Source organism: Specibacter sp. AOP5-B1-6, from assembly GCF_052376555.1.
Classification (GTDB): Bacteria; Actinomycetota; Actinomycetes; order Actinomycetales; family Micrococcaceae; genus Specibacter.
Map to the genome: position 1 here is coordinate 64438 of NZ_JBQSVT010000009.1, position 25188 is coordinate 89625.

General features: G+C 64.3%; 24 protein-coding genes. 8 read left to right on the forward strand and 16 right to left on the reverse strand.

The annotated features are described in order from the left end of the window. Nucleotides 1-42: 42 nt before the first annotated feature. The 3 genes from ACT3TS_RS06425 (at nt 43) to ACT3TS_RS06435 (ending at nt 3495) form a co-directional block, all read left to right on the forward strand. Nucleotides 43-768, forward strand: coding sequence for a VTT domain-containing protein (locus ACT3TS_RS06425; protein WP_444530728.1), 726 nt, complete (start codon nt 43-45; stop codon nt 766-768). Between the two features lie 204 nt (nt 769-972). Beyond that, nucleotides 973-2235 (forward strand): alpha/beta hydrolase family protein, encoded by a 1263-nt coding sequence (locus ACT3TS_RS06430; protein WP_444530671.1) that lies wholly within the window; start codon nt 973-975, stop codon nt 2233-2235. 30 nt (nt 2236-2265) lie between these two features. After that, on the forward strand, nt 2266-3495 hold the full coding sequence (locus ACT3TS_RS06435; RefSeq protein WP_444530672.1) for an alpha/beta fold hydrolase: 1230 nt from the start codon (nt 2266-2268) through the stop codon (nt 3493-3495). A 154-nt stretch (nt 3496-3649) separates the two neighbouring features. On the opposite strand, the gene rdgB is transcribed toward ACT3TS_RS06435, so the two are convergent. The 7 genes from rdgB to clpS form a co-directional block, all read right to left on the reverse strand. Then, entirely contained in the window at nt 3650-4273 is a 624-nt protein-coding gene (rdgB, locus tag ACT3TS_RS06440; RefSeq protein WP_444530673.1) for an RdgB/HAM1 family non-canonical purine NTP pyrophosphatase, read from the reverse strand. Continuing rightward, nucleotides 4273-5013, reverse strand: coding sequence for a ribonuclease PH (gene rph / locus ACT3TS_RS06445; protein ID WP_444530674.1), 741 nt, complete (start codon nt 5011-5013; stop codon nt 4273-4275). The genes rdgB and rph overlap by 1 nt, the downstream gene beginning before the upstream one ends. 180 nt (nt 5014-5193) lie before the next feature. After that, nucleotides 5194-5739: a hypothetical protein gene (locus ACT3TS_RS06450; RefSeq protein ID WP_444530675.1), complete on the reverse strand. Its 546-nt coding sequence runs from the start codon at nt 5737-5739 to the stop codon at nt 5194-5196. A gap of 135 nt (nt 5740-5874) precedes the next feature. Further along, the gene (locus ACT3TS_RS06455; protein WP_444530676.1) at nt 5875-6672 is read right to left on the reverse strand and encodes an MBL fold metallo-hydrolase; all 798 of its coding nucleotides are present in this window, start codon (nt 6670-6672) and stop codon (nt 5875-5877) included. Then, nucleotides 6669-7667 (reverse strand): glutamate racemase, encoded by a 999-nt coding sequence (gene murI / locus ACT3TS_RS06460; protein ID WP_444530677.1) that lies wholly within the window; start codon nt 7665-7667, stop codon nt 6669-6671. Before murI ends, ACT3TS_RS06455 begins: the two co-directional genes overlap by 4 nt. 78 nt (nt 7668-7745) lie before the next feature. Further along, the gene (locus tag ACT3TS_RS06465) at nt 7746-8312 is read right to left on the reverse strand and encodes a DUF2017 domain-containing protein (protein WP_444530678.1); all 567 of its coding nucleotides are present in this window, start codon (nt 8310-8312) and stop codon (nt 7746-7748) included. Beyond that, nucleotides 8305-8610 carry an ATP-dependent Clp protease adapter ClpS gene (gene clpS / locus ACT3TS_RS06470; protein ID WP_444530679.1) on the reverse strand — a complete coding sequence of 102 codons (306 nt, stop codon included), beginning with the start codon at nt 8608-8610 and terminating at the stop codon, nt 8305-8307. The genes ACT3TS_RS06465 and clpS overlap by 8 nt, the downstream gene beginning before the upstream one ends. Before the next feature lie 37 nt (nt 8611-8647). Here clpS and ACT3TS_RS06475 point away from each other — a divergent pair, with 37 nt between their 5' ends. Further along, on the forward strand, nt 8648-10006 hold the full coding sequence (locus tag ACT3TS_RS06475) for a nicotinate phosphoribosyltransferase (RefSeq protein ID WP_444530680.1): 1359 nt from the start codon (nt 8648-8650) through the stop codon (nt 10004-10006). A 13-nt stretch (nt 10007-10019) separates the two neighbouring features. After that, entirely contained in the window at nt 10020-10637 is a 618-nt protein-coding gene (locus ACT3TS_RS06480; protein WP_444530681.1) for an isochorismatase family protein, read from the forward strand. Nucleotides 10638-10722: 85 nt separating this feature from the next. On the opposite strand, the gene ACT3TS_RS06485 is transcribed toward ACT3TS_RS06480, so the two are convergent. The 7 genes from ACT3TS_RS06485 to ACT3TS_RS06515 all read right to left on the reverse strand — a co-directional run bounded on the left by ACT3TS_RS06485 (nt 10723) and on the right by ACT3TS_RS06515 (nt 20102). Next, nucleotides 10723-12492 (reverse strand): DEAD/DEAH box helicase, encoded by a 1770-nt coding sequence (locus ACT3TS_RS06485; protein ID WP_444530682.1) that lies wholly within the window; start codon nt 12490-12492, stop codon nt 10723-10725. Between the two features lie 103 nt (nt 12493-12595). Then, complete coding sequence (locus tag ACT3TS_RS06490) at nt 12596-12919, reverse strand: DUF3039 domain-containing protein (RefSeq protein WP_444530683.1); 324 nt, start codon at nt 12917-12919, stop codon at nt 12596-12598. 138 nt (nt 12920-13057) lie between these two features. Continuing rightward, complete coding sequence (gene nagB / locus ACT3TS_RS06495; RefSeq protein WP_444530684.1) at nt 13058-13840, reverse strand: glucosamine-6-phosphate deaminase; 783 nt, start codon at nt 13838-13840, stop codon at nt 13058-13060. A 94-nt stretch (nt 13841-13934) separates the two neighbouring features. Next, on the reverse strand, nt 13935-15518 hold the full coding sequence (locus tag ACT3TS_RS06500; protein ID WP_444530685.1) for a transporter: 1584 nt from the start codon (nt 15516-15518) through the stop codon (nt 13935-13937). After that, nucleotides 15500-16291 carry an ABC transporter ATP-binding protein gene (locus tag ACT3TS_RS06505; protein WP_444530686.1) on the reverse strand — a complete coding sequence of 264 codons (792 nt, stop codon included), beginning with the start codon at nt 16289-16291 and terminating at the stop codon, nt 15500-15502. Before ACT3TS_RS06505 ends, ACT3TS_RS06500 begins: the two co-directional genes overlap by 19 nt. Nucleotides 16292-16451: 160 nt before the next feature. Beyond that, nucleotides 16452-17399 (reverse strand): tetratricopeptide repeat protein, encoded by a 948-nt coding sequence (locus tag ACT3TS_RS06510; RefSeq protein ID WP_444530687.1) that lies wholly within the window; start codon nt 17397-17399, stop codon nt 16452-16454. 108 nt (nt 17400-17507) lie between these two features. Continuing rightward, nucleotides 17508-20102, reverse strand: coding sequence for a hypothetical protein (locus ACT3TS_RS06515; protein ID WP_444530688.1), 2595 nt, complete (start codon nt 20100-20102; stop codon nt 17508-17510). Between the two features lie 399 nt (nt 20103-20501). Between ACT3TS_RS06515 and ACT3TS_RS06520 the strand changes: the two genes are divergently transcribed. Continuing rightward, nucleotides 20502-21725 (forward strand): AI-2E family transporter, encoded by a 1224-nt coding sequence (locus tag ACT3TS_RS06520; protein WP_444530729.1) that lies wholly within the window; start codon nt 20502-20504, stop codon nt 21723-21725. On the opposite strand, the gene ACT3TS_RS06525 is transcribed toward ACT3TS_RS06520, so the two are convergent. After that, nucleotides 21722-22513, reverse strand: a complete 792-nt coding sequence (locus tag ACT3TS_RS06525; protein ID WP_444530689.1) for an alpha/beta hydrolase — start codon at nt 22511-22513, stop codon at nt 21722-21724. The two genes, ACT3TS_RS06520 and ACT3TS_RS06525, sit on opposite strands and share 4 nt — an antisense overlap. An 81-nt stretch (nt 22514-22594) precedes the next feature. Beyond that, nucleotides 22595-22939 (reverse strand): ATP/GTP-binding protein, encoded by a 345-nt coding sequence (locus ACT3TS_RS06530; protein WP_444530690.1) that lies wholly within the window; start codon nt 22937-22939, stop codon nt 22595-22597. Nucleotides 22940-23078: 139 nt separating this feature from the next. Here ACT3TS_RS06530 and nucS point away from each other — a divergent pair, with 139 nt between their 5' ends. Both nucS and ACT3TS_RS06540 read left to right on the forward strand, forming a co-directional pair. Continuing rightward, nucleotides 23079-23774, forward strand: coding sequence for an endonuclease NucS (nucS, locus tag ACT3TS_RS06535; protein WP_444530691.1), 696 nt, complete (start codon nt 23079-23081; stop codon nt 23772-23774). A gap of 34 nt (nt 23775-23808) precedes the next feature. Continuing rightward, the gene (locus ACT3TS_RS06540) at nt 23809-25053 is read left to right on the forward strand and encodes an N-acetylglucosamine-6-phosphate deacetylase (protein ID WP_444530692.1); all 1245 of its coding nucleotides are present in this window, start codon (nt 23809-23811) and stop codon (nt 25051-25053) included. The last annotated feature ends 135 nt before the right edge of the window (nt 25054-25188 follow it).

Below are 25188 nucleotides of genomic sequence, written 5' to 3' on the forward strand. Positions count from 1 at the left end.
GTCAGGGAAGTAACGTAATCTTGAACCGTGATCATTACTGCTTTGACTGACTCTGCCCTGCCCGCGCTTGTGGGACACGGAGCCGTTCCTTCCCTCGGCCTGCTGCCTGACTGGCTGGACCCCATGACGATCCTCGGCAACGAGGCCATCGGCGCGTGGGTCGTCGTCATCGCCTGCGCCATCATCTTCGCCGAAACCGGCCTGCTGGTGGGGTTCTTCCTCCCCGGCGACTCCCTGCTGTTCACGGCGGGGCTGCTGGTGAGCACCGGCACCATGCCCGTAAACATCTGGGTTTTGATGGCTCTGCTGATCGTCTCCGGATTCATCGGAAACCAGCTGGGGTATTTCATCGGCTACAAGGCCGGCCCCGCCATCTTCAACAAACCCGAATCAAGGCTCTTCAAGAAGCAGCACGTCGACACCGCCCACGCATTCTTTGAAAAGCACGGCGGCAAGGCCTTGATCCTGGCCCGCTTCGTCCCGATTGTGCGCACCTTTGTCCCCGTAATCGTGGGCGTGGCCAAGATGGACATGCGCAAGTTCGTGCTCTTCAACGCCATCGGCGCGATCCTGTGGGCCGGCGGCATCACGCTGCTGGGCTACATCCTGGGCAACAAGGTGCCGTGGGTGCGCGACAACCTCGACATCATCTTCATCGCCATCGTGGCCGTCTCGATCATCCCGATCGGCATCGAGTTCCTGCGGGCCATCGCCTCCGCCCGCAAGAAGAAGTCACAGCAGCCCCAGCCGGACTCCGAGCAGGCTTAGACCCGGCCTCAACAGGCTCAATTCTTAAAGTACGACGGCGACCCCCGGTTTGTGTGCCGGGGGTCGCCTTTGTGTTGATGCATGCCCAACTATTTACGTGGTACCGGCCTTGCACTATTTTTGAACTACGCACTGTTCTTGCGGTGGCTGTCGTTGTCGTTGTCGCAGGAAGGCTTTCTCCGCAAACTTTGATTGGGGACAGACATGGGTTTCGCCGGTTTGAATGCCCGTGAGCGGCTGTTCCCAAAACCCCATGAAATTTTTGCCACCGGTTTTTACCACGGCGGATTCGACTTCGCCGTCCGTTCCATCCTGGGCAAGACCGCCCGTGGTGGCGCTGATGCCGGTGAGGTGCTGGCGACGATCACCGGAGTGAAATCCGGGGACCACCCCGGATGGTTCGAGGCATGGACCCAGCTCGCCGACCGCATCGCCGCCACGGCGGCAACAAGCCAGCGCGGCGGACACCGAGTCAGCGCGGCGCGGGCTTTTCTGCGCGCCGCCAACTATTACGCCGTCGCGCTCGAAGCCATTGACGGCCTGCCTGACACCGCGCAGCTCCTGCCGACGTTCAGGGCCCATCGGGCGGCGTGGGAATCCTTCGTGGACGAGTCCGCCTGGGCAGCGGAACGTGTTGACATCCCCTACGAAAAAACCAGCCTGCCCGGTTGGTTCGTTCGCCCCGACGACTCCATGAGGGCCCGTCCAACCTTCGTAATGAACAATGGCAGCGATGGCTCAATCAGCGGCCTGTGGTGCGAGGGCGCTGAAGGGGCAATCGAACGCGGATACAACGTGCTGCTGTTCGACGGGCCCGGCCAGCAGTCGATGCTTTTCGAACGCGGGACAAGTTTCCGGCCAGATTGGGAGGCAGTCATCACTCCCGTCGTGGACTTTCTGGCCTCGCGCGGGGACGTTGACACGGCGCGACTGGTGCTTTACGGCGTCAGCCAAGCTGGTTACTGGGTGCCACGCGTCCTTGCGTTTGAACATCGTTTCGCGGCAGCGGTGGTGGACGGCGGGGTGGTGGATGTGTCGACGTCGTGGTTAAGCCAGATTCCACGGTCGCTGCAGACCCTCTATGGCAGGGGCGAGAAGGGGAAATTTGATCGCAACATGGCCATCGGGATGAAACTGCCAGGGGGAAAGGCAACGGCGGCAACCTGGACCTTCCGCTCGCGGCCCTACGGCACGTCAGGGTATTCGGCGACGCTTGATGAGGTCCGCAAGTACACCGTGCGGGACGTGGCGGCGCAGGTCACCACCCCGCTGCTTGTCACTGCCCCCGAGGACGACCAGTTCTTTCCAGGGCAGTCCCAGGAACTTGCCGCACTGGTTGAGGGAGCCGAACTCATGGAATTCTCGGCCACAGAAGGCGCCAACGGACATTGCCAGCCGCTCGGACGCGAGCTCACGGAACAACGGGTGTTCGACTGGCTCGCCGGCCGGGTGCCGGGGGTCGGCTGACCGCTGCCGCGGTCAGCCGCCACCTCGATCATGGACATCTTGGTCCGCCACCGGAAACACCCGCGCATCTCGTCAAGGGTGGCGGCCTTCGCTGTGGCCGCCGTGCTCATGCTGGGACTGCTCGGTGGATACTCGTGCTCCCGGCGGATCGTCGAAGGCGTCGCGGAGGAGGCGTCGGAGGGGCCCTTTTATGCCCTGCCCACGCCGCTGCCAACCGGCGCCCCAGGAGAGCTCGTGCGCAGCGAGCCACTGGCGAGTGCACCGGACGGCGTCAACGCTTGGCGGGTGCTGTACCACTCGAAAGACCTTTACGGCAACGGGATCCTCGTCTCCGGCGTGGTGGCGGCTCCGGAGGGGCCTGCACCCGAGGGCGGCCGCACAGTGGTGTCATGGGGGCACCCGACCACAGGGACACGAACCCGCTGCGCCCCCTCGGTGGGCATCGATCCCTTCGACCTCATCGAGGGCATGAAGTCGTTGCTTGACCGCGGCTACGTTGTCGTCGCCACCGACTACGCAGGCATGGGCGCGCCCGGCCCCGATTCTTTCCTCGTCGGCGGCACTGAAGGGCGCAACATGCTGGATGCGGTACGGGCCGCAGGCAGGCTGGACGTCGGGGCGAGCAGCCGCGTGGCGCTCTGGGGGCACTCCCAGGGAGGCCATGCCGCGCTCTTCGCGGCTGAACTGGCGGAGTCCTACGCCCCGGAGCTCAAGGTGCAGGCCATCGCCGTCGCCGCACCTGCCGTAAACCTCGCGGCACTCCTGGATGCTGACATCGCCGACATCTCGGGAGTAACCATCGCTGCCTATGCGTTCGACTCGTACACCTCCGTCTACCAGAGGACGCGCGGAGCGGATCCGAGGAATATCCTAACCGCCCCCGCCGTGGCGGCACTGCCCCACATGGCGGGCCTGTGTCTGCTGGGGCAGAATAGCCAATTGCACGACATCAGCCGCCCCCTGCTGGGTAATTTCCTCGCCGCCGACCCTGCCTCGACGGAACCGTGGGCAACTCTGTTGGGCGAGAATACGCCTGGCGGAAGCAAACTTCAGATGCCGCTCTTTGTCGCTCAAGGCGCTGACGACACACTCGTACGACCGGAAATCACTGCCGCATTCGTGGCCAAGCAGCAAGCACTCGGCACAAAAGTCACCAGCGAAGTGCTCCCCAAGACCGGGCACGGGCTCGCTGCGCTGCGGGCGTTGCCCACCATGCTTCCCTGGCTCGAGACAATGGCGCCTGCCCGGCTAGGAAACTAGCAATCCGGTAGTACGACGGCGACCTCCGGCATGGTGCCGGGGGTCGCCGTCGTTTTCCCCCACCCAGGGTTCGAGTTTGCAGTTGTTGGACGGATTCGGCTCCGGGAAGCGCCTTCCAGTCGAATAAGTGCAAAGTCGATGTGGTGTGCGCAGCCTAGCTGGCGAGGGCCTTCACGATGTGCGGCAGCAGCGCCCGAAACGCGTTGCCGCGGTGGCTGATGGCGTTCTTCTCGGCACTTGTCAGCTCGGCGCATGAACGGTCCAGTCCAACCGGCTGCAGGATGGGGTCGTAGCCGAAGCCGCCGTCACCGCGGGGTTCCGGCAACAGGGTTCCGTCAAGGGTCCCCTCCTCCACAACATCCAGCGTGCCATCCGGGCTTGCCAAGGCCGCGGCGCAGACGAACCGTGCTCCCCGGTGTTCGGCGGCGATGTCGCCAAGCTGGGCCAGCAGCAGCTTCAGGTTCGCTTCATCGTCGCCATGGGCGCCTGCCCAGCGCGCCGAGAAGATGCCGGGGGCACCGCCGAGCACATCCACGGCCAGGCCAGAATCATCGGCGATGGCAAGGGCGCCGCTGAACTGGGACACGGCGTGGGCCTTCAGCCGCGCGTTTTCCGCGAAGGTGACCCCTGTTTCGGCGACATCCGGCGCACCGATCGCTCCGGCGTCGACCACGTCAGTGTCAACATCCAGTCCGGGGACCTGACCGCGGAGCAGCTCGCGGAGCTCCCGCAGCTTCCCCTGGTTGTGCGTGGCCAGGACCAGCTTTGGCGCTGTCATCAGCCGGCGAGCGTTTCGCGCTGGATCTGGGCCAGTTCGGTGGTGCCGATCAAGGCCAGGTCCAGAAGCTGGTTGAGCTCGTCGCGGTCGAACGGTGCACCTTCCGCGGTGCCCTGGACCTCGACGAATTTGCCGGAACCGGTGACGACGACGTTCATGTCGGTCTCGGCACGGACATCCTCAACGTAGGGCAGGTCAAGCATGGGGACTCCGTCGATGATGCCGACGGAGATGGCCGAGACCGTGTCGATCAGCGGCTGCGCGTTCTTGGCGATCAGCTTGTTTTCCTTGGCGAATGCGATGGCCTCGGCCAGGGCAACGTAGGCGCCGGTGATTGCTGCGGTGCGGGTGCCGCCGTCGGCCTGCAGGACGTCGCAGTCCAGGACGATCGTGTTCTCGCCGAGGGCCTTGGTGTCGATGATGGAACGCAGTGAGCGGCCGATCAAGCGGGAGATCTCGTGCGTCCGGCCGCCGATCTTGCCCTTGACGGACTCGCGGGAGTTGCGGGTGTTTGTGGCGCGCGGCAGCATGGCGTATTCGGCCGTGACCCAGCCGGTGCCTTCGCCCTTGAGCCAGCGGGGCACGCCGGGAGTCAAGGAGGCCGTGCAGAGCACGCGGGTGTTGCCGAATTCGATCAGGGCCGAACCTTCGGCCTGCTTGGACCAACCGCGGGTGATGGTGATGTCGCGGAGCTGGTCGTTGGTGCGCCCGTCGGCGCGGAGTGTTTCAGTGGAAGTCATGAAGTAAGCCTACCGGCCGAGGGGCCACGGCCGAGCGCAGCGAGGCTGGGGAGGTCGGGAGGCGCTACCGGCCGAGGAGGGCAGTGGGCGCAAACAAAAAAGATCCCGCTCCCCTTTCCGACGCCAGGGTTCTGGTGTCGGAAAGGGGAACGGGATCAGGTCCGCAATCGTGTGCGGGGGCTAGCGGCCCTTCGTGGCCAGCTTGAAGTTCTTCTTCTCCTTGAAGTACACGGCGGCGGGCCCGGTGAAGCACAACACCATGGCGCCGATGCCGAGCAGCACCTGCAGAATCGTGGCGATCCCGCCGGGCATGGTCAAACCCCAGAGCAGGGAGAGCGAGGCAACGGCCAGCACGACACCCACAATGCGGGCCCAGCCCATGCCCATCTTGATGAACAGGCCAATCAGCACATACAGAATGACGGACACCACGGCCATGACGATCGCGGTGCCAGTGGAAACCAAGATGGTCGTATCGATCATGTTGGCGTCGAAGTTTTGCGCACCTTGGGCCTCAAGCTTCTCCACCAGTTCCGTGCGAGATTCATCGGACTGCATGTTCAGGACACCAAAAATGGTGGCAATGATCTGCAGCACGGCGGCACCGATGAGCATGAAGAAGATGGTGTTCATGATGGACGGCCTGACGGGCGCCTGAATCTGTCCCTGTCCCTGGCCCTGGGAAAATTCGGCTGGTTCGGGGTTGTAGCGTGGCATGTCGCTCATGGCTGGCGTCCTTTGCTAATGAAGTTCGACGGCGGCTGCCGCCCTTTCCTGCCACCGATCCTAGCCGCCTCGAACGGATAAGGGGATAATCCTTTCGGAGGATATTCCCAGCAAATGGCACCTCACAAAAGGCAGCTAGATCGTGTAATGCACGCCGGCCACGGCAGCGGCCACGTCGCCGTCAAACACCTCTCGGGCTTCCGCCACCACCTTGTTGGTGTCGGTCCAGACGGGGATGTGGGTCAGCAGCATCCGCTTGACGTTGGCACGGGCTGCGGCCTCGCCGGCCCGCTTTCCTGTCAGGTGCACGTCCTTGATGTGGTCGTCGCGGACCTCTTCGAAGGCGGCCTCGCAGAGGAACAAGTTGGCGTCCTGTGCCGCGTCTTCCAGGCCCTGGCAACTGTCCGTGTCGCCGGAATAAGTCAGCACGGCTGTGCGGTCAAGGCCTGTGCCGTCGTATTCGGTGACTTCCACCCGCAGCGCATACGCCTCGGGGACAGGGTGGTTGACAGCAAACGGGGTTATTTTGAACGGGCCCACCGTGACAGGCTCGCGTTCCTGCCAATTGATGAAGTCAAACTCTTCACGCATGCCGGGATCAAGGTCGAGGCCGTAGGCGGTCGCCAGCCGGTCGGCTGTTTCGGCCGGCCCCCACACTGGAATGCGGCCGCGGTTCCAGCCATCGGGGTTCCAGCGCACCGCCACGTGCAGGCCGCAAAGGTCCATGCAGTGGTCCGGGTGCAGGTGGCTGAGGAAGATCGCGTCAATGTCCTCCAGATCCATGTATTTTTGCACGGCCCCCAAGGCACCGCTGCCCAAATCGATGAGCACGCGCCAGGGACGCACGCCGTCGTGTGCCTGCAACAAGTAGCAGGACGCGGGCGACGACGGACCGGGAAAGGACCCGCTGCATCCAACAATCGTCAATTTCATGTTCGCTCCCCCGTGCCATCTCCCGGAACAGCCAGTCTGCCCACCGAATCGGCCAAAACAAAATTGGAGACCCGTCCGGCAACAGTTCCGGACGCAGTTTGCCGGGCTGCCGCCAACATGTCGTCCGTAACCAGGGCAAGCGATCCGGTGGGATAGTGTGCCGAGACATGGCTGACCTGTTCCACGCCGTGGACCTCGGGTCCAAGGAAGCGCCTGGCCAGCACACCGAAGTTGTCGGCGTCGCCGGTGCACAGGAATTGGTGCGTGGGGGCTGTATCCGACAGCCGTTCAAGGTCGTGGCTGACAAGGGCCCGGAACACGTCCTTGGCTGTTTCTTCGGCGCTGGAGACCAGCGTGACCGAATCCCCCATCACGTAGGAAATGACGCCCGTCAGCAACGGGTAGTGCGTGCAGCCAAGCACCAGCGTGTCAACGGCGGCTGCCTTCAGCGGGGCCAGGTACGCCTCGGCCGTGGACAGCAGTTCCGGGCCGGCCGTGATGCCGGACTCGACAAACCGCACGAAGTCGGGGCAGGCGACGGAGGTGATGCGCAGGTTCGGGGCTGCGGCGAACGTGTCCTCGTAGGCGCGGGAGCCCACGGTTGCGACGGTGCCGATGACACCAACCCGGCCCTCCCGCGTCGCAGCAACGGCACGCCGAACGGCCGGTTGGATCACTTCGATGACGGGGATCCCGTAGCGGGCCGTGTACCGTTCGCGGGCGTCGCGCAGCACCGCAGCGGAGGCCGAGTTGCAGGCGATGACGAGCAGCTTCACCCCCGAGTCCACCAGCTCATCCATGACGCCCAGGGCGTTGGCACGGACCTCGGCAATGGGCAGCGGACCGTACGGACCGTTCGCCGTGTCGCCCACGTAGAGGATCGATTCGTTGGGCAGCTGGTCGATGACGGCCCGGGCAACGGTCAATCCGCCCACCCCGGAATCAAAAATCCCGATGGGCCGGTCAGCGGCTGGGCTTGTTGGTGTTGTGCTCATGGTCGTCTCAACAATAGTTTGTCACCGCGCGCAGGCGTGTCATTTGCGCCCAAGAACACACTTTCGGGCCATGCCGGCTCACTTGGTGCGCTGCAGTGCCGACAGCATGGCCTGGACCAGGCTCTCCTGCAGCCAGGACACAAAGTTGTACACCAGGCTCAGGTAACTTTCGACGTCGTCCGCCTCACCCCAGTCCTGAACCTCGTGCACCTTCTCGGCGTCCTCTTCGTCCCGGATCTCCAACCGTTCCGCCAGGACCAGCCGGACGTCGTTCAAGGCCATGGCCCACAGCTTGGCGGCTTCGTCGTCGAGGACCAGCTTCTCCGATTCCAGGCCCAGCGCGGCAGCACGCAGCGCGCCGATCTTTGTTTCCCGCAGCGAGCGTTCGGTGAGCTGGCGGAACTCAAGTGCCGCGTCGTCGTCGTCCTTCACCGCGTTGGGCAGCAGCCGCAGCAGGGCCGGGTCCGCGGGGACGGCGACGTCCATGTCCAGGCCGATCAGCGCGGCCAGCGGGTCCTCGTGTGCGGGGGTTTCAGGTTCCAGCATGGTGATGATGTCGGCGAAAAGCTTGCGCAGGAGGTCGCGCTCGGCGGGTTCCAGGAAGCCGGTGATGCCGCGGCGGCCGGCGGAGAAGGCTTTAGCCACGGGGGCCGCCCTTCTGCACTGTTGCCCACAGTCCGAAGCCGTGCATGGCAACAGCGTGTGCTTCCATTTTTTCCTTTGCTCCGTGCGCCACGGCGGACTTGCCCTCCGTGTGAACTTCAAGCATTAATTTCGCCGCCTTCGCCTCTGAATAGCCAAAATAACTTTGGAAGACGTAACTGACGTAACTCATCAAATTAACCGGGTCGTTCCACACGATTAATTCCCACGGGATGTCGGGGGAGATGAGTTCGCTGGTTGAGACTTCCCGGTCTGTTTCCGGGGCTGTGCTGACACTCATGTGTCCATTCTAGTGTTGCCGCACTAAAGTGAATTCCGTGACTACGCCATCAAGCTGGGCCCACCCCCGCACATCACTGTTTACGGATCACTACGAGCTGACCATGCTCCAGGCCGCCTTGCACTCCGGGGCGGCGCACCGCCGCAGCGTGTTTGAGGCGTTCGCCAGGCGCCTGCCTGAGGGCCGCCGCTACGGCGTTGTGGGCGGCACGGGACGCATTCTGGAGGGTCTGGAACAGTTCCGTTTCGGCCCGGAAGAACTGGAATTTCTGGCCCAAAACAACGTCGTCAACGACGAAACCCTGGCGTGGCTGGCCGATTTCAAGTTCTCTGGCAACGTCTTCGGTTATGCAGAGGGCGAACTTTACTTCCCGAATTCACCCATTTTGACGATTGAATCCACGTTTGCCGAGGCCTGCATCCTGGAAACGTACGTCCTTTCCATCCTCAACCACGACTCAGCGATCGCCTCCGCCGCCTCCCGCATGATCGGCGCCGCCGGCTCCCGCCCGTGCATCGAGATGGGTTCGCGGCGCACCCACGAGGAATCCGCCGTGGCCGCATCCCGCGCCGCCGTGATCGCCGGGTTCCACAGCACCTCCAACCTTGAAGCCGGCCTGCGCTACGGCGTGCTGACCCAAGGCACCGCCGCCCACTCCTTCACCCTCCTGCACGATTCCGAGGAGGAAGCCTTCCGCGCACAAATCGGTTCCATGGGCGCCGGCACCACGTTGCTGGTTGACACGTACGACGTCGAAGCCGCCGTCCGCAAGGCCGTCGCCATTGCGGGGCCCGCCCTGGGCGGCGTCCGGCTGGATTCCGGGGACCTGCTCGCCCAGGCGCGCGACGTCCGGGCCCTGCTGGATTCGCTCGGGAACACCAACACACGCATCACCGTCACGAGCGACCTGGACGAGTACGCCATCGCCGCCCTCGCCGCCGCACCGGTTGACTCCTATGGCGTCGGGACGTCCCTGGTAACAGGTTCGGGTGCGCCCACGGCCTCCATGGTGTATAAATTGGTGTCCCGTGAAGGCGACGACGGCGAATTTGTTTCAGTGGCGAAGGCTGCAAAGAACAAGGCCAGCGTCGGTGGACGAAAGTACACCACGCGCCGCTTGAATGCCGCCGGCATTGCCACCAGCGAGGTTGTCGGCATCGGGCACAGTCCCGCCGGCGACAGCAATGACAGGGTGTTGCTGGAGCAGTTCATGGTCGACGGCGTGCTGGTGCCGGGCTGGACCGGTTCCGAAGGCGTGGAGCGGGCCACCGCCCGACATGCCGCGTCCATGGCTGAACTGCCCGGTGCCGCACGGCGGCTCCAGCGCGGGGAGCCCGTGATCCCCACCGAGTATGAACAAGCAATACCTGCGGCAAACCAGTCCGCAGCGAACTAAAAGGAGCAACCCCATGCCCAAGGCCCTCATCATTGTCGACCTGCAGAATGATTTCTGCGAAGGCGGCTCCCTTGCCGTTGACGGCGGCGCCGACCTGGCGACCCAGATCAGTGAACTGATGGAAAATTCCCTGGACCTGGACTTTGTTGTTGCCACCCAGGACTGGCACGTCGACCCGGGGGCGCATTTCTCCGACACCCCTGACTTCCGCACGAGCTGGCCGGTGCACTGCGTTGCCGGTTCCAAGGGTGCCGCCCTGCACCGCAACCTGGACACCGAGGACATCGACGCGTACTTCCGCAAGGGCAAGTTTGACGCCGCCTACTCAGGCTTCGACGGGCTGCTGGCCCCTGAGGACGAGGTCGCGGTGGGCGAACGCGAAGCCCACGAAGCAGCCGAGGAGGACGCCGAGGCGCCCGTGAGCCTGGATGACTGGCTGCGTGAAAACGAGGTCGACGACGTCGTCATCGTTGGCATCGCCACCGAGCACTGCGTCCGCGCCACGGCCCTGGATGCCGTCAACGCCGGCTACAACACCACCGTGCTGCGCGAGTACATCACGGGCATCGACGAGGACGCCATCGAGGAAGCCCTCGAGGAGCTCGAAGACGCCGGCGTAGAGGTCAAATAGTCCCGCTCCCGGCAACTGGCCCGCAGAAGTGGTTGCTGAATCATCCATTTACGGTTGATTTAGCAACCACTTCTGCGGGCTAGTTCTATTTGCGGCCGATGAACCAGTCCTGGAGCTTCTTCAGCCGGGTCTGCAGCTGGGATTCGTTGGCCTGGGCCACCGCCGGTCCGCCGCAGATGCGCCGCAGCTCGCTGTGCACCATGCCGTGGGGCATCCCGGACCGGGCACTCCACGCTGAAACGTTCTTGGCCAGCTCGCCACGCAGGTCCATGAGCATGCGGTGGTCAATCAGCGGTGGCGCCTCCGGCTCGGCGGCCGGGGCTTTTTTGCTCCTGCGGGTTTGCTGGTCCGCCTGGTGTTGGCGGAGCAGGACGCCCATCTGTTCGGCGTCCAGCAGTCCGGGGATGCCGAGGAAATCCATTTCATCATCGCTGCCGATGGCGCCGCCGGTGCCGAATTCGCCGCCGTCGAACAACACGCGGTCAAAGGACGCCTGCGATTCCAGAGCCTCAAACTTGAATTTTTCCAGGGTGTCGGAGGCCTTTTCCTCACGGTTGGCCTCCTCCATCTCGTCGTCTTCCTCGATGAAGCCGTCGGGGTCCTTGTCGGGGCGGTCAAGGGCGTGGTCCCGCTCAAGTTCCAGCTGGTTGGCCAGTTCCATCAGGTTGGGGACCGAGGGCAGGAAGATCGACGCCGTCTCCCCCCTCTTCCGGGCGCGCACAAAGCGGCCCACGGCCTGGGCGAAGAACAACGGCGTCGCGGTCGAGGTGGCATAGACACCGACGGCCAAACGGGGCACGTCAACACCTTCGGACACCATCCGCACAGCAACCATCCAGCGCTTGTCGCCGGCAGAGAATTCGTCGATCTTGTCGGAAGCCTTGGCGTCATCGGACAAGATCACGGTGGGCGATTCACCCGTGATCTTCTTTAGCTGGGCCGCATAGGCCCGGGCATCCTCATGGTCGGTGGCAATCACCATGGCTCCGGCGTCGGGCACGGCACGGCGCACCTCGGTGAGGCGTTTGTCGGCCGCGGCCAACACGGCGGGAATCCACTCCCCTGCCGGGTTCAGGGCCGTGCGCCAGGCGTGGGCGGTGACGTCCTTGGTGACTGCCTCGCCAAGGCTGGCAGCCATTTCCTCGCCGGCGCTCGTGCGCCAGCGCATCTGGCCCGAGTAGGCCATGAACATGACGGGGCGGACCACATGGTCTTTCAGCGCTTCCCCGTAGCCGTAGGTGTAGTCGGCCTTGGAGCGGCGGATCCCATCCTTGTCCTCGGCGTATTCCACGAAGGGAATGGCTGCCGTGTCGGAGCGGAATGGCGTTCCCGTCAAGGCCAGCCGCCGCACTGCGGGGTCAAATGCCTCGCGGATGCCGTCACCCCAGGACAGGGCGTCGCCGCCGTGGTGGATTTCATCCAGGATGACAAGGGTCTTCGCTACCTCTGTCTTGGCCCGGTGCAGCATCGGCTTGCTGGCCACCTGGGCATACGTCACGGCCACGCCAACAAATCCCTTGCCGTGGCGGCCGTCCGCATTCTTGAAGTTGGGATCGATCGCGATGCCGACCCTCGCGGCGGCATCCGCCCACTGGCGTTTCAGGTGGTCGGTGGGGGTGACGATCGTGACCCTGTTGATGCTGCCGCGGGCGATCAGCTGCGTCGCGATGTGCAGGGCAAACGTGGTCTTTCCAGCACCCGGGGTGGCCACTGCCAGAAAGTCCTTGGGACTTTCCAGGAAATACTTTTCCATGGCCTCGGACTGCCAGGCCCTGAGCTTCTGGGCGGTTCCCCACGCGGCACGCTCAGGGTAGGCCGGAGGCAGCGACGGGCCACCAAACAAAGTCTCCGTCACGAAATTCCCGCCATCCAATCACTTCTTTCACATCTCCGCAGCCAATTCCGGGCGCGGCCAATCAACGGCATTGCGCCGTTCCAAACAATAATTACGGCCCGAACTATTTCTTGGGCTTCTTGGGTCCCTTGCCCTTGCCACCTTCAGGCATCAACCCGTCATAGATGGCCTTGCAATCGGGGCACACGGGGAACTTCTTGGGATCGCGCCCCGGCGTCCAGACCTTGCCGCACAGCGCCACAACTGGATCGCCGGACATGGCCGACTCCATGATCTTTTCCTTGCGCACATAGTGCGAGAACCGCTCGCTGTCACCCGGTTCAACTTGTTGGCGCAATTCCTCGCGCTCAATGACGGCTGTTGAGCCGCCGCTGCGCTCGGGGTTTCCCATGGGCTGGTTTTCGAAGGGGTCTGGAGGCAAACTCATGAAACCATTCTAGCGTCATCGCGTCCACGACTCACCGAGGTGACGCTCCCCCGGCCAAGCCATTCTCCAAAGCCATTTCCCAAGGGCGGTCGGGCAGCCGGGTTGAGTGACCGCCTGCCCGGCCGCCGTCGTTCTTCCCTAGACGCCCTGCCAGACGGGCTTGTTGCTGTAGGCGTTGCGGTAGCTCGCCGCACCCGCCAGCTTGGACGCTGCGGCTTCGTCGATGATGACCGTCGCACGCGGGTGGAACTGCAGGATCGATGCGGGGCATGCGGCGGCCACGGGGCCCTCCACGAAGTCGCGCACGGCGTCGGCCTTGCCCTCGCCATAGGCCACAAGGACCAGGTGGCGGGCGTCCATGATGGTGCCGAGGCCCTGGGTCACGACGTGGTGCGGGACCTGGTCGATGTTGTCAAAAAATCGTGCGTTGTCCTGGCGTGTCTGCTCCGCCAGGGTCTTGATGCGGGTGCGCGAGGCAAGGGACGAACCGGGCTCGTTGAACCCGATGTGCCCGTTCGTGCCAACCCCCAGGATCTGCAGGTCGATGCCGCCGGAGGCCGCAATCGCATCCTCGTACTGACGGCACGCCGCCACGATGTCGGCGGCGGCACCGTCCGGGCCGTGCACATTGTCCGGGGCGACGTCCACGCGGTTCGTGAACTCGCGGCGGATGACCTCGCGGTAGGACTCGTAGTGGCCAACCGGCAGCCCCACATACTCGTCAAGGGCAAAGCCCCTGGCCTCGGAGAAGTTCAGGCCCTCGTCGTCGTGGCGGCGTGCCAGCTCGTCATAAATCGGCAGCGGGGATGACCCAGTGGCCAGCCCAATGACGGCGTTGGGCTTGTTGCGCACCAGGGCCTCGATGGCGTCGGCGGCCAGGGCGCCAATTTCCTTGCTGCTGGGGAGGATGATGACCTCCATTGAACACGCTTCCTTTCGCGGCACCCACGTGCCGTGCAATTCTCAAATATCGCTGTTTTGCTGCTTCAACCTTAGCTTTGCCCGGCGCCTTCCACTAACGGTCCACAGACACCGCGAGCAGCAGCTCGGGGGCGCGCTTGTTGTAGATGCCGGCACCCTGCCGGATGCCCACAACGAGGAAGACGGCGCCGAGCACAATCCCCACCAACAGGGCCAGCCACGAGTACAGCAGCTGTCCTGTTGCGATGCCGACAATCGCGAGCACCAGCTCCGGGAGCACCAGCACGCCCAGACCGGCAAACCCGGCCAGCTGAATCAACGCCGTGGACAAGCCGTTGCCGGGCCGGGTCTTCATCGGGCTGTCGCCGGGCAGCGGCACATTGCTGGTGAAGCGCGACGAGAAAACGCTTGACAGCCCAAGCCCGGATCCCACAACACCCAGGACCACGCCCAGTGTTGCCGGCAGCTGGCCAATGTCACCGGCAAAGATCGCACCAACGACGGCGTACAGCACTCCCAGCGGCAGCGCCAGCACCCCGGCGGCAACGGCACGGCCGGTTCGGTCGGCAAGTCCGTTGACACCTGTGGCAATGTGCAGCGCGAAGGCTGTGTTGTCGTAGGAGATGTCAGCGCTGATGGACCAGACCACAAGGAACGCGGCCAGGGCGCCGCCGAAGCCCAGGGCCAGGCCGATGGCGCTGCCGCCGCCTGCCTGTGAGCCCGCGAACACGAAGATCAGCGGCAGCAGCGGGGCAATGAGCAGCCCGGCGCTGTAGCGGGGGTCGCGGAACCAGTACGTCAGGCAGCGTGCGGCGACGGCTCCCGTGGCAGTTGCCGGGAACCAGTTGAAGAAGCCCAGTTTTCCGCCGCCGCGGCGGGCTCCTCCGGCGAAGGCAGGGGTGACGAGGGCGCGGGACAGGCACGCCTTCCATGCCCAGGCCAGGGCGGCAATCGTGGCCAGTGCAATCAGGAATTTCAAGCCGGCCGCACCGTAGGAACCATGGGCAACGTCGGCAGGCACCGACCAAATTGCCCCCAGCGGCGTCCAGGACACGGTGTTTGCCAGCGCCGGCAGGTACTCGCGGAAGTCGCTCACACCGGCGGAAACCCCGCTGATGATGGGGCCGAGGAACATGAGCGGGATCAACAGCACGATGCCGCTGACATCCTTGAAACGGCGTGAGGAGGCAAGGCTGGCACTGGCCGCCGTGATGGCCCGTGAGGCAACAATGCAGGTCACGGCACCGAGCACGCCGCACACCACGGCAACGGCTGCCGCCAGCGGATGACGCCACCAGGACGCCGCGGTGCCCACCGAGGCAACCAAGGTGACAGCGCCCGGGATGCCAATAAAGCTGCCCACCAGCAGACCCGCAAGCATTGACTTCATCGGGATCGAGTAAGTCGTGAACCGGGCCGGGTCCAGTGTCATGTCCAGACCGGCAGCCACCACGGGGATGACAAGCCAGCCAAGGGTCACGGCGGCACCGGCAAGCACGATGACGGTCCCAATGAGGTCCGGCTCTGCCATGCCAAGGGCTGCCAGCCCCACGAGGATCATGACGAGCACGCCCAGGCCGTAGAGTCCGCCCAGGATCAACCCCACCAATTGCCACGGGCTGCGCTTGAGCGAGTTGCGCAGCAGGGTCAGCTTCAGCCTTACGAGGTGCGCAACCATGCCAGCCCTGCACTCTCATTGCGGCCGCCAACGAGCTCCACAAATTTCTCTTCAAGGCTTTGTTTGCCACGGACGGCGTCCACCGTGCCGGCGGCCAGGACGTGTCCGCCGGCGATCACTGCAACGTGGTCGCACATCCGCTGCACCAGGTCCATGACGTGGCTGGAGACAATGACGGTTCCGCCGGAGTTGACGTAGTCGTGGAGAATGTCCCGGATGTTTGCGGCCGAGACCGGGTCCACCGATTCAAAGGGTTCATCAAGCACCAGCAGCCGCGGGGCGTGGATCAAGGCGGCGGCCAGGGCAATCTTCTTCGTCATGCCGGCTGAGTAGTCAACCACCAGGGTTCCTGCATCCTTGCTCAGGTCCAGGGCGGCCAGGAGGTCCTTGACCCGGGACGCCACGGTGTCCTTGTCCATGCCACGCAGCAGGCCGGCATAGCCGACGAGCTGCTCGCCGCTGAGCCGGTCAAAGAGGCGCACGCCGTCAGGCAGCAGGCCCATGAGCCGCTTGGACTCCAACGGCTGCTGCCAAACGTCCACCCCATGGACCCACACCTGTCCGGCGTCCGGACGCAGCAAGCCCGTGGCCATCGACAGTGAGGTGGTTTTTCCTGCACCGTTGGGTCCCACCAGACCGTAGAAGGAGCCCGCCGGAACATCGAGATCGATGTTGTCCACGGCGATCTTGGGCCCAAATCGTTTGGTTAATCCGCGGATGGACAGGGCCGGAGGTCGTCCCTCGCCTGGAGACTGTGCAGAAGAAGTGTTCATCTTCACACCCTAACAATCCGGGTGGGCCCTGTGACTTATCCAAAAGGATGAGATTGCCCGCCTGAGCGTGCTGGGCAGGCAAAAGGCGGCCTCCCGGAGGAAGCCGCCTTTGGAACAGTGCCGTTGCTGGAAGAGTGCTGTTCCTAGAACATTGCCGTTCCTAGAACAAGGCGCGGGCCAGTGCCTGGCGCGACGCCGAAACGCGCGGGTCGCTCACGCCCACCACGTCGTACAGTGCCAGAAGGCGCACCCTGACGGTCTCGCGCTCGGGGCCAAAGTGCGTGCCGATGAACTTGACCAGGCGCGCCAACGCGTCTTCAACATGGCCGCCCGTAACATCCAGGTCAGCCACTGCCAAGGCGGCATCGACGTCGTCCGGGTCCCCGGCCGCACGCGCCCGGATTTCCTCTGCCTGCGCAACGTTGATTTCAGCGGTGCGGCGCATCAGGTGCACCTGGGCCAGCCCGATCTTGGCCGCGGCGTCATTGGGCATTTCAGCCAGCGCCTTCTCATAACTCGTCTCCGCCAAGGCCAAGTCACCGGCGTCGATGGCGTCGCGCGCTGCTTGGTGCAACGGGGGAAGCGGTGGTTCCTGCGGCTCGGCTTCCGGGTCCGGGGTGCCGCCCAAGGTGCCTGTGACACCGTTGCTGGCCGCAACCTTGAGCAGTTCGGTGAAGAATTCCCGAATTTGTTCCTCGGGAAGCTCCCCCTCAAACATGGGGACGGGCTGGCCGTTGATCAACGCAATGACGGTGGGAACGGCGGTGATGCCAAACGCCTGTGCAATCTGTGGGCTGGTGTCCACATCAACCCGGCCCAGTGCGAGCTTGCCGCCCTGCTCTGTCACGAGCGGTTCAAGCACCGCGTTGACCTGGGCGGACTGGTGGGAGCGCCCTGATCCCAGCGACACAACCACGGGGACTTTCTGGGACAGCTGGACAAACTCCTGGAAGCTTTGCTCGTTGACGTCCACCGCGTACGGCGAGCCGCCGGCGGGGGCGCCCGGCGTGGCTGCCGTGGCCCGGTTCTTGAGGGCTGAAAGGTCGACGGCGCCGCGAAGGTTGATCCCTGGCGCGGCGTTGGGCGGCATGGGGCTGTTTTGACTCATGAACTCACTCTAACTGTGCCGGCCCGCGGCGATTCGAATTCTCGCCGCGGGTGAAACTTGGGGACATTTGCTTCGCTTGGCCATGGCTGTGCCTCTGGCTGCCGGAGGCTACTTAAACGATGCACCGACAAGGGCGCGGGTCGCGGACACGAGCGTGATCTTGCCATCCCCCGAGGCCGGCGGGATGTACATGACAACGGGTTCTGCGTAGTTCAAGTTGAACCCGGTGGTCGTTGTCTTGCCACCGGTGAATACGGCAGCGTCGTCGCCAACGGTCAGTGTGGCATTGGCCTTGCTCGTTGCGTCGATGCCAAAGGTGTTGTCAACCACGACCAAGGCGCCGCCGTCCGCGGTGCGCATGGATACCGCAGTGTCCTTGTTGCCCTTGTGGCTGAACACGTAATCCGCATCCTTGGCCTCGGCAGCAACCTTTTTCTGCAGGTCAAAGACGCTGGTGATGTAGACACTGTCGTTGAATGAATCCTTGAACTTGCTGTCTGATTTGGTCAGGCGGTCGCTCAGGGCGGAAATTGCCGCCTCGGGGCTCATCTTCAGCCCGTCGGCAGAGTCGAGCGCCACTTCCTTGGTGCCTTCCTTGTCCACGGTGGGGAACGTCTGGCCGGGCAGCAAGGGGGTTGCCGAGGTCAGCTTGTAGTTCTCCCGCGGGCTTGTCTGCACCAGGGTCAGCAGCTGCGGCAGGGCGTTGTTCTCGCCCTGCGTCACAAACATGGCCGACCTGGGCCAGGTCTCGGTGGTGGTGACCACCTTGGCCAGGATCTTGGTGGCATTGACCGGTTCAGCGGCTTCCTGCTTTTCAACAGCGGCCCGAATTTTGTAGTTGGCGGTGCGCATTTGCAGTGCCGTCCCGGCAGCACGGGCTTCCAGTACCTTGGCATCCTTCGCGTTGTCAGCCGAAGCAACCACAGTGGCCACGGACTCCGCAATCCGCTGCACCTGGCTGTCCAGCAGGTTGGGGAAGCCCGGTGCGTCGGAATCCTCTGTCGCCTTGGCGGTCGAGGAGGCACCGGAAGTGGCGGGGGCCTCAGCCGTGACGCTGGGCGCCGGAGCCGGTGTGCTGGAGTCATCAGCGACGGCCGGCCCCACGCTTCCTGCGACCAACACAACTGCCAGCGCAGCACCCCAACGTGCTTTCATTTGGAGGCCCTTCTTAGCGGTTGGGTTTTTTGCAGCGTCTGCCGGAAGTTCGAATGAGCGGGACACACTGAATTCGGATTTGCCGTCCTCCTTCTTCGTCCCGTCCTGTTGCCCGGCTTCATCAGCGGGCAGGACCTTCTTGCCGGACTCCGCGGCTGCGGCGGGGTTGCCACCTGAGCCGGAATCGGGACCTGGGCCGGAATCGCCCTTTGAATCGTTGTCGGGTGAATCCTTGTCGGGGCCGGACTTGGGATCCTTGCCGGCAGATTTCTTGGCACTGCCCCTCTTAAAGACATTCTTCATAAAGGAACCTTCGTTTCCGGCGGCGTTGCTGCCGGAAGCCTTTGCGGCCCCTTCTGCTGTGGCCGTGGCCCCAGCAGCAGTGTCAGTCCCAGCGGCGGCGTCAGTCTTGGCTGAAGCATTGCTGCCAGCAGCTGGATCCTGATCCAAGCTCGTGCCACCGGCCCCCTTGAGTCCTGCAGCAGTCCCTGCGACAGGCAAGCCTGTCGTTTTCGGTGACGCAGCATCTTCGGGGCTTGGTTGCGCGGCGCTATCCGCGTCCTGTTTTCCAGCATCAGTGCCGGCAGCAGCTCCGGCAGCAGGCTTGGCTCCCTCCGCCTTGGACGGTGAGGCAGCCGGCGCTGTGCCGGACTTCACTGAGTCGGACTTCTCCGTGTCGCCCCGCAGGGAGGCAGGCAGTGCCGCCGTGGCGTCCCCGGCGGCAGCCGGTTTTGTCGCGGCAGCGGCACCATCGGTTCCGGTTGCGCCGTCGGACGTGTCCGTGGACTTCGTGTCAGTGGTTTTCGTGTCAGTGGAGTCGCCATCCGGCACTCCGGCGGCAGCAGCAGTGCCGCGCGCAGCAACAATCTTGTCTACTTCCAGGGCACCGGTGGCGGGGTCGGAGGGCGCCCGGCCTGCGGATCGTCGGCCGGGCGCAGCCTCGGCGGTCTTGGGCTTGCGCGGGGCCAGGAAGAACAGCAGTGCAGCCAAAGCCAGCAGTGCCGAGCCAATGATCATCAGCGGCACTGCCCAGGGCGTACCGGATTCGTTGTCAACCGTGATTGAAAGGTCTGTCGGTGCAGGGGCAGTGCCGTCGGAAGACAGGAGCAGTGCCCAGTCGCCGTGACCGGGTGACTGCCAGGTGTAGGTAAGCTCACCGGTGGCCTTTTCCTCGCTGACCCACATGTCCGAGCCGGCCGGGTTGGGCACCTTTTCAGCACCGGCCTTGCTTTCGGTGGACAGGGCTGTGAAGTCGTCGTTGGCACCGCCGACCATGGTGTAGGCGGCGTCGCCGATCCAGCCGTTGATGTCACGCTCGCGCGCCACGGCCAGCTGGATGGGGCCATCGCTTTTAACGGTCATGGTGAACTTGCCGTCACGAGTGTTGAGCAGCTCGGGCCCAACGACAGTCAACGGCGCGGGAGTGACTCCGGCCGGCGCACTGGCCGTGAGCGTGGCAGGCGGGAGCCAAATGGTGCGCTGGCCAATGCCGGTGCCCAACACCAGAAGGCCCAGAACAGCCAGGACGATCGCAATTTTTAAACGCAAGAAATTACCTAACATCGACGGAACACTGCTGTGGTCGTTATTTCAAGGGTAACCGAACCGTTATACATCGGTCATGCTCCTTTGAGATTTCTCACGTCCTCATACCCGTGGCTTGCCGCCGCAGCCGCCCGGCGCTGGTACTCTACTGACAATTGAGAATCGGAGGCTACTGCCGCCGCCGCCCCTGATCCGAAGGCCTTAACAGTGAGCTCCACCCCAGATCCCAGCGCAACGGCCCCCCTCCCGGACGACAATCCGGCCGCCCACCAGCATGAAAATGCAGCCTCGGCGGATGCCGGGGACGACGGCGGCAACGCCTCGCCTTCCGCTGTTGCCGGGGATGCCTCCGGGCTGCCTGAAGAGTCGCTGACCATCACGGCCGCCCCCGTGACTGCCGCCATGGCGTCCGAGCGCGGCGCCCGGGCGCCGCAGCCACGAGGCTGGCGGGCCTGGGTGCTGAAGAAGGTGCTCCAGCCACTGCCGGGGGCCCAGCCGCGCGTCCGCTTTGACCTTCCCGTTGATCCCGACGGGCAGCCCGAGGCCACGGCGGCCGCAGTCAAGGCTGTCGAAGCGGCGCCGGCAAGCGGCATGTTCCGCCACCCCATTTATTTTGGTTTCATGGGCACTGTGGGCGTCGGCATCGCCTTGTTCCTGAGCTACATGCTCGCCAACACCGAGTCGTTGCTGTTGTGGATCGTGACAGCCCTGTTTATTGCCTTGGGGCTGGATCCGGTGGTTCGCTGGCTGGAGAAGCGCAAGGTGCCCCGGCCGTTGGGGATTGTGATTGTGCTGGGGGCCCTGCTGGGCGTGGTGGCGTTGTTCTTCGCCACCTTGATCCCGACGATCATTGAACAAACCACCCAGATCGTCAACAAGGCACCAACCTGGATCAAGGACTTCCTTGACTCCGAGTTCTTCCAGCAGCTGGATGTGCAGTACCACGTCCTTGACACCATCAACGATCAGGTTGCCAAGTTCTTCCAGAACGCACAGGCTGTAGGCGGCATCTTTGGTGGTGTGCTGGGAGTGGGGAGCACGATTGCCAACGGCCTCTTCGGCACCTTGATTGTGCTGGTGCTGAGCCTGTACTTCCTGGCATCGCTGCCCGCCATCAAGAAGTGGGGCTACCGCCTTGCTCCCCGTTCGCGCCGTGCACGGGTCGAGGAGCTGAGCGAGGAAATCACCCGCGGGGTCGGCAACTACGTGATCGGCCAGGTCTGTGTTGCGGTGCTCAATGCCACGGTTGCCTTCATCATCATGACCATCTTGGATGTCCCGTTCAGCGTCTTGTTGGCGTTCCTGGTGGCGTTGCTGGCGTTCATCCCGCTGGTCGGCGGCATGATTGCGGCGGTTGTTGTCATCGCGGTCAGTTTGACGGCCGGTTGGCAGACGGCGCTGATCTATGCGATCTGCTACCTGGCCTACCTGCAGTTTGAGGCTTACTTTGTTTCACCGCGCATCATGCAAAAGGCTGTGGCCGTGCCGGGTGCAGTGGCAGTTATTTCAGTGATCGCCGGCGGCAGTTTGTTGGGCGTCCTGGGTGCCTTGATCGCCATCCCGACTGCAGCCGCCGTCATGCTGTTGGTCAAGGAAGTCTTCATTGCCAGACAGGACAAGATCTAAGCCGGCAGCGCCGCCACCGGCCCGTGCCATTCAACGGCCAGCTCAACCGGAGTTCCGAGGACTGTTGAGGCAATTTCATTCAACGCCCGGCCCGCGTACTTCTCCCCCACCCACAGGTGCTTCGCGCCGTCGACCGCGACAAGGCGGGCCTGCGGGACGAGTGCGAAGCGTTCTGTGGCGGCTGGAGGTTGGAGATAGTCGTCGAACTCCGGCACCAGGACGGTCAGCGGCTTCCCTTGGGAAGCCCAGGTCTTGAGGTCGGCGTCGTCCGCCCTGTGCAGCGGCGGTGAGAGCAGCACTGCCCCCTCAACCAGTTCTGCCAACGGCGGCACAGCACCATATTTGAGCACCAGTTCGGTCCCAAAAGACCAGCCGATCAGCCAGCGGTTGGGCAGGCCGCGGTCAACGGCAAACTGCACGGCCGCCTCAACGTCCAGACGCTCCCCGATGCCCTCTTCAAAGGTGCCCCCGCTGGTGCCCCGCGGCGAGGCGGTGCCACGGGTGTTGAAGCGCAGCACGGCAATGCCGGCCAGCGCGGGCAGCCGGTAGGACGCCTTCTTGTAAACATGGGAGTCCATGAAGCCGCCGTGTGTGGGCAGCGGGTGGAGCATGATCAATGTGGCCTTCACGACGCCGTCGGCAGGCATGGCCAGTTCGCCTACGAGCGTGAGCCCGTCTGCGGTCTTCAACTCAATGTTCTCCCGCACCGCGGGCAGGATGGTGGAGGCGCGGACTGCCACGGGCGTGCCGGCGTCAACGTAGTCAAGGGCTGCTGGATCAAAAACCATGACTTCCACCCTACTGGGCGCCGCACCCGGTCCCGCAGCCGCGGGACGACGAGAGCCGGCGAACCAGGAGAACCGGCGGGGCTACCTGTAGCGGTAGCTTCGTCCGCGCCAGCAGTTTGTGTGCCAGTGCCGGCGGTCGCGCAGTCCGGCCTCGGCGCCAAACATGGCGTCCTCCTGCCACACCACCAAATGTGCAACACCCGGCAGCACGTTGTGGTGGCAGCCGGGGCAGGTGTACACCTTTTGTGCGTTGCCGACGCTGATGGCGCGGACCGCCCACACGCCGTCGGGTGCGGATTCGGTGGCTGGAATGCCCATTCTGATCCGGTTCAGGTCAAGTTCGCCGTCGTCGTTGGTGCTCCGGGCCGGCTTGGTGCTCCGTGATGAGGACGTGCGGCGGCGGCGGGGCTGGTTCGAGCGGGGCATGGTTCCATTGTGCCGCACGGCGGGGGCCTTCGCGACGCGGCCGGCCTGCGTTGGACCGGGCCCGCTTACCTGCTGCGACCCGGCGACCCCGCCGCGCCAGCGCACCACGGATCCGCTCCCAACGGCTAGAGTGGAGGGCGTGCGTTTAGTGATTGCCAAGTGCTCCGTCGATTACGTCGGACGCCTCAAAGCCCATCTTCCCCTCGCCGTACGGCTGCTGCTGGTCAAGGCCGACGGTTCCGTTTTGGTGCATTCGGACGGCGGCTCCTACAAGCCGCTGAACTGGATGAGTCCGCCTGCGACCCTGCGCAGTGTCAGCCCCGACGACGTCGATCTTGAGGAAGGCGTCATCGACCAGTGGATCGTGCAGTCAAGCAAGGCCGACGACCGCTTGATCATCAACATTTATGAGCACCTCAGTGACTCGAGCCATGACCTTGGCATCGACCCGGGGTTGATCAAGGACGGCGTCGAAGCCGACCTGCAGCGCCTGCTGGCCGAACAAATCGAGCTTCTGGGCACCGGATTCACCCTGGTCAGGCGTGAATATTTCACTGCCATCGGCCCGGTCGACATTCTGGCCAGGGACTCCACCGGGGCCACTGTTGCCATTGAGCTCAAGCGCCGCGGCGACATTGACGGCGTCGAACAGCTCACCCGCTACCTGGAACTGCTGAACCGGGACCCGCTGCTTGCACCGGTGCGGGGAATCTTCGCCGCCCAGCAGATCAAGCCGCAGGCAAAAACCCTTGCCACGGACCGCGGCATTGAGTGCAAAACGCTCGATTACGACGCCATGCGCGGCGTGGATGACAGCTCTTCGCGGCTGTTCTAGCGATAGCGGCGTCCGGGCTGATTAGACTTGGGGCATGACTGCTCCGATTCCTGCGCCCGCATCCACCAAATACTTGATCCACGGTGCCGTTGTCACCGACGACGGCATCATTGAAGATGGCCTGCTGGCCGTCGAGGACGACAGGATTGTCTACGCCGGACGTGCGGACCACTTCGATGAGCCCGGCTTTGAGCCCGCCGGGATGGCTGCCGCGAACGTCATCTCGCTGCCGTCGGGCCAGCGGATCCTGCCCGGACTGATCGACGTCCACAACCACGGCGGCAATGGCGGGGACTTCCCCAGCGGCGACGAGGCCTCGGCCAGGACAGCCGTGGACTTCCTGCACCGGGCAGGCACCACCACGCTGCTTGCCAGCATGGTGACGGCCTCCCCCGAAGATCTCCTGAAGGGGATCGGCGTCTACGCCGGCTTGACGGCTGAGGGCCTGCTGGCAGGCATCCACCTTGAGGGCCCGTTCCTTTCCCATGCCCGGTGCGGCGCCCAGAACCCGGCCTTCCTGTTGGACCCTGATCTGGAGCTCATGTCCGCGCTGATCGAGGCCGGCCAGGGCTCCATCGTGACCATGACCTACGCCCCCGAGCTTCCGGGGGCGGCCGATCTGGTCGACCTGCTGACCCGGCATGGCGTCACCCCCTCGGTGGGCCACACCAACTGCGACACCCCGACGGCCGCCGATTCCCTGGAGCAGGCCCGGGAGGGGCTGGATTCCACCGGGTTCGACGGCGTCTCCGGACGTCCCACGGTGACCCACCTCTTCAACGGCATGCCGCCCATGCACCACCGCTCCCCCGGCCCCGTGGCCGCGTGCCTGCGCGCCGCCAGCGCCGGGAACGCCGCCGTCGAACTTGTTGCCGACAACACCCACCTGGACCCTGAAACGGTCAAGACGGTCTTTGACATTGTGGGTTCTGCGAACATTATTCTGGTCACGGACTCCATGGCGGCTGCCGGCCTGGCTGACGGCCAGTACATGCTCGGCCCCTCGCCCGTCACGGTTTCAAACGGCGTTGCCACCCTGGACGCCACGGGCTCCATCGCGGGCGGCACCGCCACGCTGCTTGACGTCGTCCGGCGCACCACGGCGGCAGGAGTGGAGTTCACGGATGCACTGGAATCTGCCACGGCTGTTCCGGCCGCCGTGCTGGGACTGACTGACGAGGTGGGCGCACTTCGCCGGGGACTGCGCGCCGACGTGTTGATTGTTGACGCCGATTTGGCCCTGCAGCGCGTCATGCGCGCCGGACAGTGGCTCAACTAAGTCACACTGGCAACACCGCAGGTCACGTCATTGACCTTGCATGTGACACATGTCATGCTGAACTCGCCCGGTCTTCGGCTTCCATGCCACGGCCGGGCAATACACAGAGCAGTACAGTATTGGTTTTCATTACAA

What these genes read in the sequence shown, in the direction of transcription:
- ACT3TS_RS06505 (WP_444530686.1), bottom strand. Translation starts at nt 16,291, where the DNA reads ATGAACACTTCTTCTGCACAGTCTCCAGGCGAGGGACGACCTCCGGCC.
- ACT3TS_RS06530 (WP_444530690.1), bottom strand. Translation starts at nt 22,939, where the DNA reads ATGCCCCGCTCGAACCAGCCCCGCCGCCGCCGCACGTCCTCATCACGG.
- ACT3TS_RS06520 (WP_444530729.1), top strand. Translation starts at nt 20,502, where the DNA reads ATGGCGTCCGAGCGCGGCGCCCGGGCGCCGCAGCCACGAGGCTGGCGG.
- murI (WP_444530677.1), bottom strand. Translation starts at nt 7,667, where the DNA reads ATGAGCACAACACCAACAAGCCCAGCCGCTGACCGGCCCATCGGGATT.
- ACT3TS_RS06480 (WP_444530681.1), top strand. Translation starts at nt 10,020, where the DNA reads ATGCCCAAGGCCCTCATCATTGTCGACCTGCAGAATGATTTCTGCGAA.
- ACT3TS_RS06435 (WP_444530672.1), top strand. Translation starts at nt 2,266, where the DNA reads ATGGACATCTTGGTCCGCCACCGGAAACACCCGCGCATCTCGTCAAGG.
- ACT3TS_RS06430 (WP_444530671.1), top strand. Translation starts at nt 973, where the DNA reads ATGGGTTTCGCCGGTTTGAATGCCCGTGAGCGGCTGTTCCCAAAACCC.
- ACT3TS_RS06455 (WP_444530676.1), bottom strand. Translation starts at nt 6,672, where the DNA reads ATGAAATTGACGATTGTTGGATGCAGCGGGTCCTTTCCCGGTCCGTCG.
- ACT3TS_RS06510 (WP_444530687.1), bottom strand. Translation starts at nt 17,399, where the DNA reads ATGAGTCAAAACAGCCCCATGCCGCCCAACGCCGCGCCAGGGATCAAC.
- rph (WP_444530674.1), bottom strand. Translation starts at nt 5,013, where the DNA reads ATGACTTCCACTGAAACACTCCGCGCCGACGGGCGCACCAACGACCAG.
- rdgB (WP_444530673.1), bottom strand. Translation starts at nt 4,273, where the DNA reads ATGACAGCGCCAAAGCTGGTCCTGGCCACGCACAACCAGGGGAAGCTG.
- ACT3TS_RS06540 (WP_444530692.1), top strand. Translation starts at nt 23,809, where the DNA reads ATGACTGCTCCGATTCCTGCGCCCGCATCCACCAAATACTTGATCCAC.
- clpS (WP_444530679.1), bottom strand. Translation starts at nt 8,610, where the DNA reads ATGAGTGTCAGCACAGCCCCGGAAACAGACCGGGAAGTCTCAACCAGC.
- nagB (WP_444530684.1), bottom strand. Translation starts at nt 13,840, where the DNA reads ATGGAGGTCATCATCCTCCCCAGCAGCAAGGAAATTGGCGCCCTGGCC.
- ACT3TS_RS06500 (WP_444530685.1), bottom strand. Translation starts at nt 15,518, where the DNA reads ATGGTTGCGCACCTCGTAAGGCTGAAGCTGACCCTGCTGCGCAACTCG.
- ACT3TS_RS06525 (WP_444530689.1), bottom strand. Translation starts at nt 22,513, where the DNA reads ATGGTTTTTGATCCAGCAGCCCTTGACTACGTTGACGCCGGCACGCCC.
- ACT3TS_RS06490 (WP_444530683.1), bottom strand. Translation starts at nt 12,919, where the DNA reads ATGAGTTTGCCTCCAGACCCCTTCGAAAACCAGCCCATGGGAAACCCC.
- ACT3TS_RS06450 (WP_444530675.1), bottom strand. Translation starts at nt 5,739, where the DNA reads ATGAGCGACATGCCACGCTACAACCCCGAACCAGCCGAATTTTCCCAG.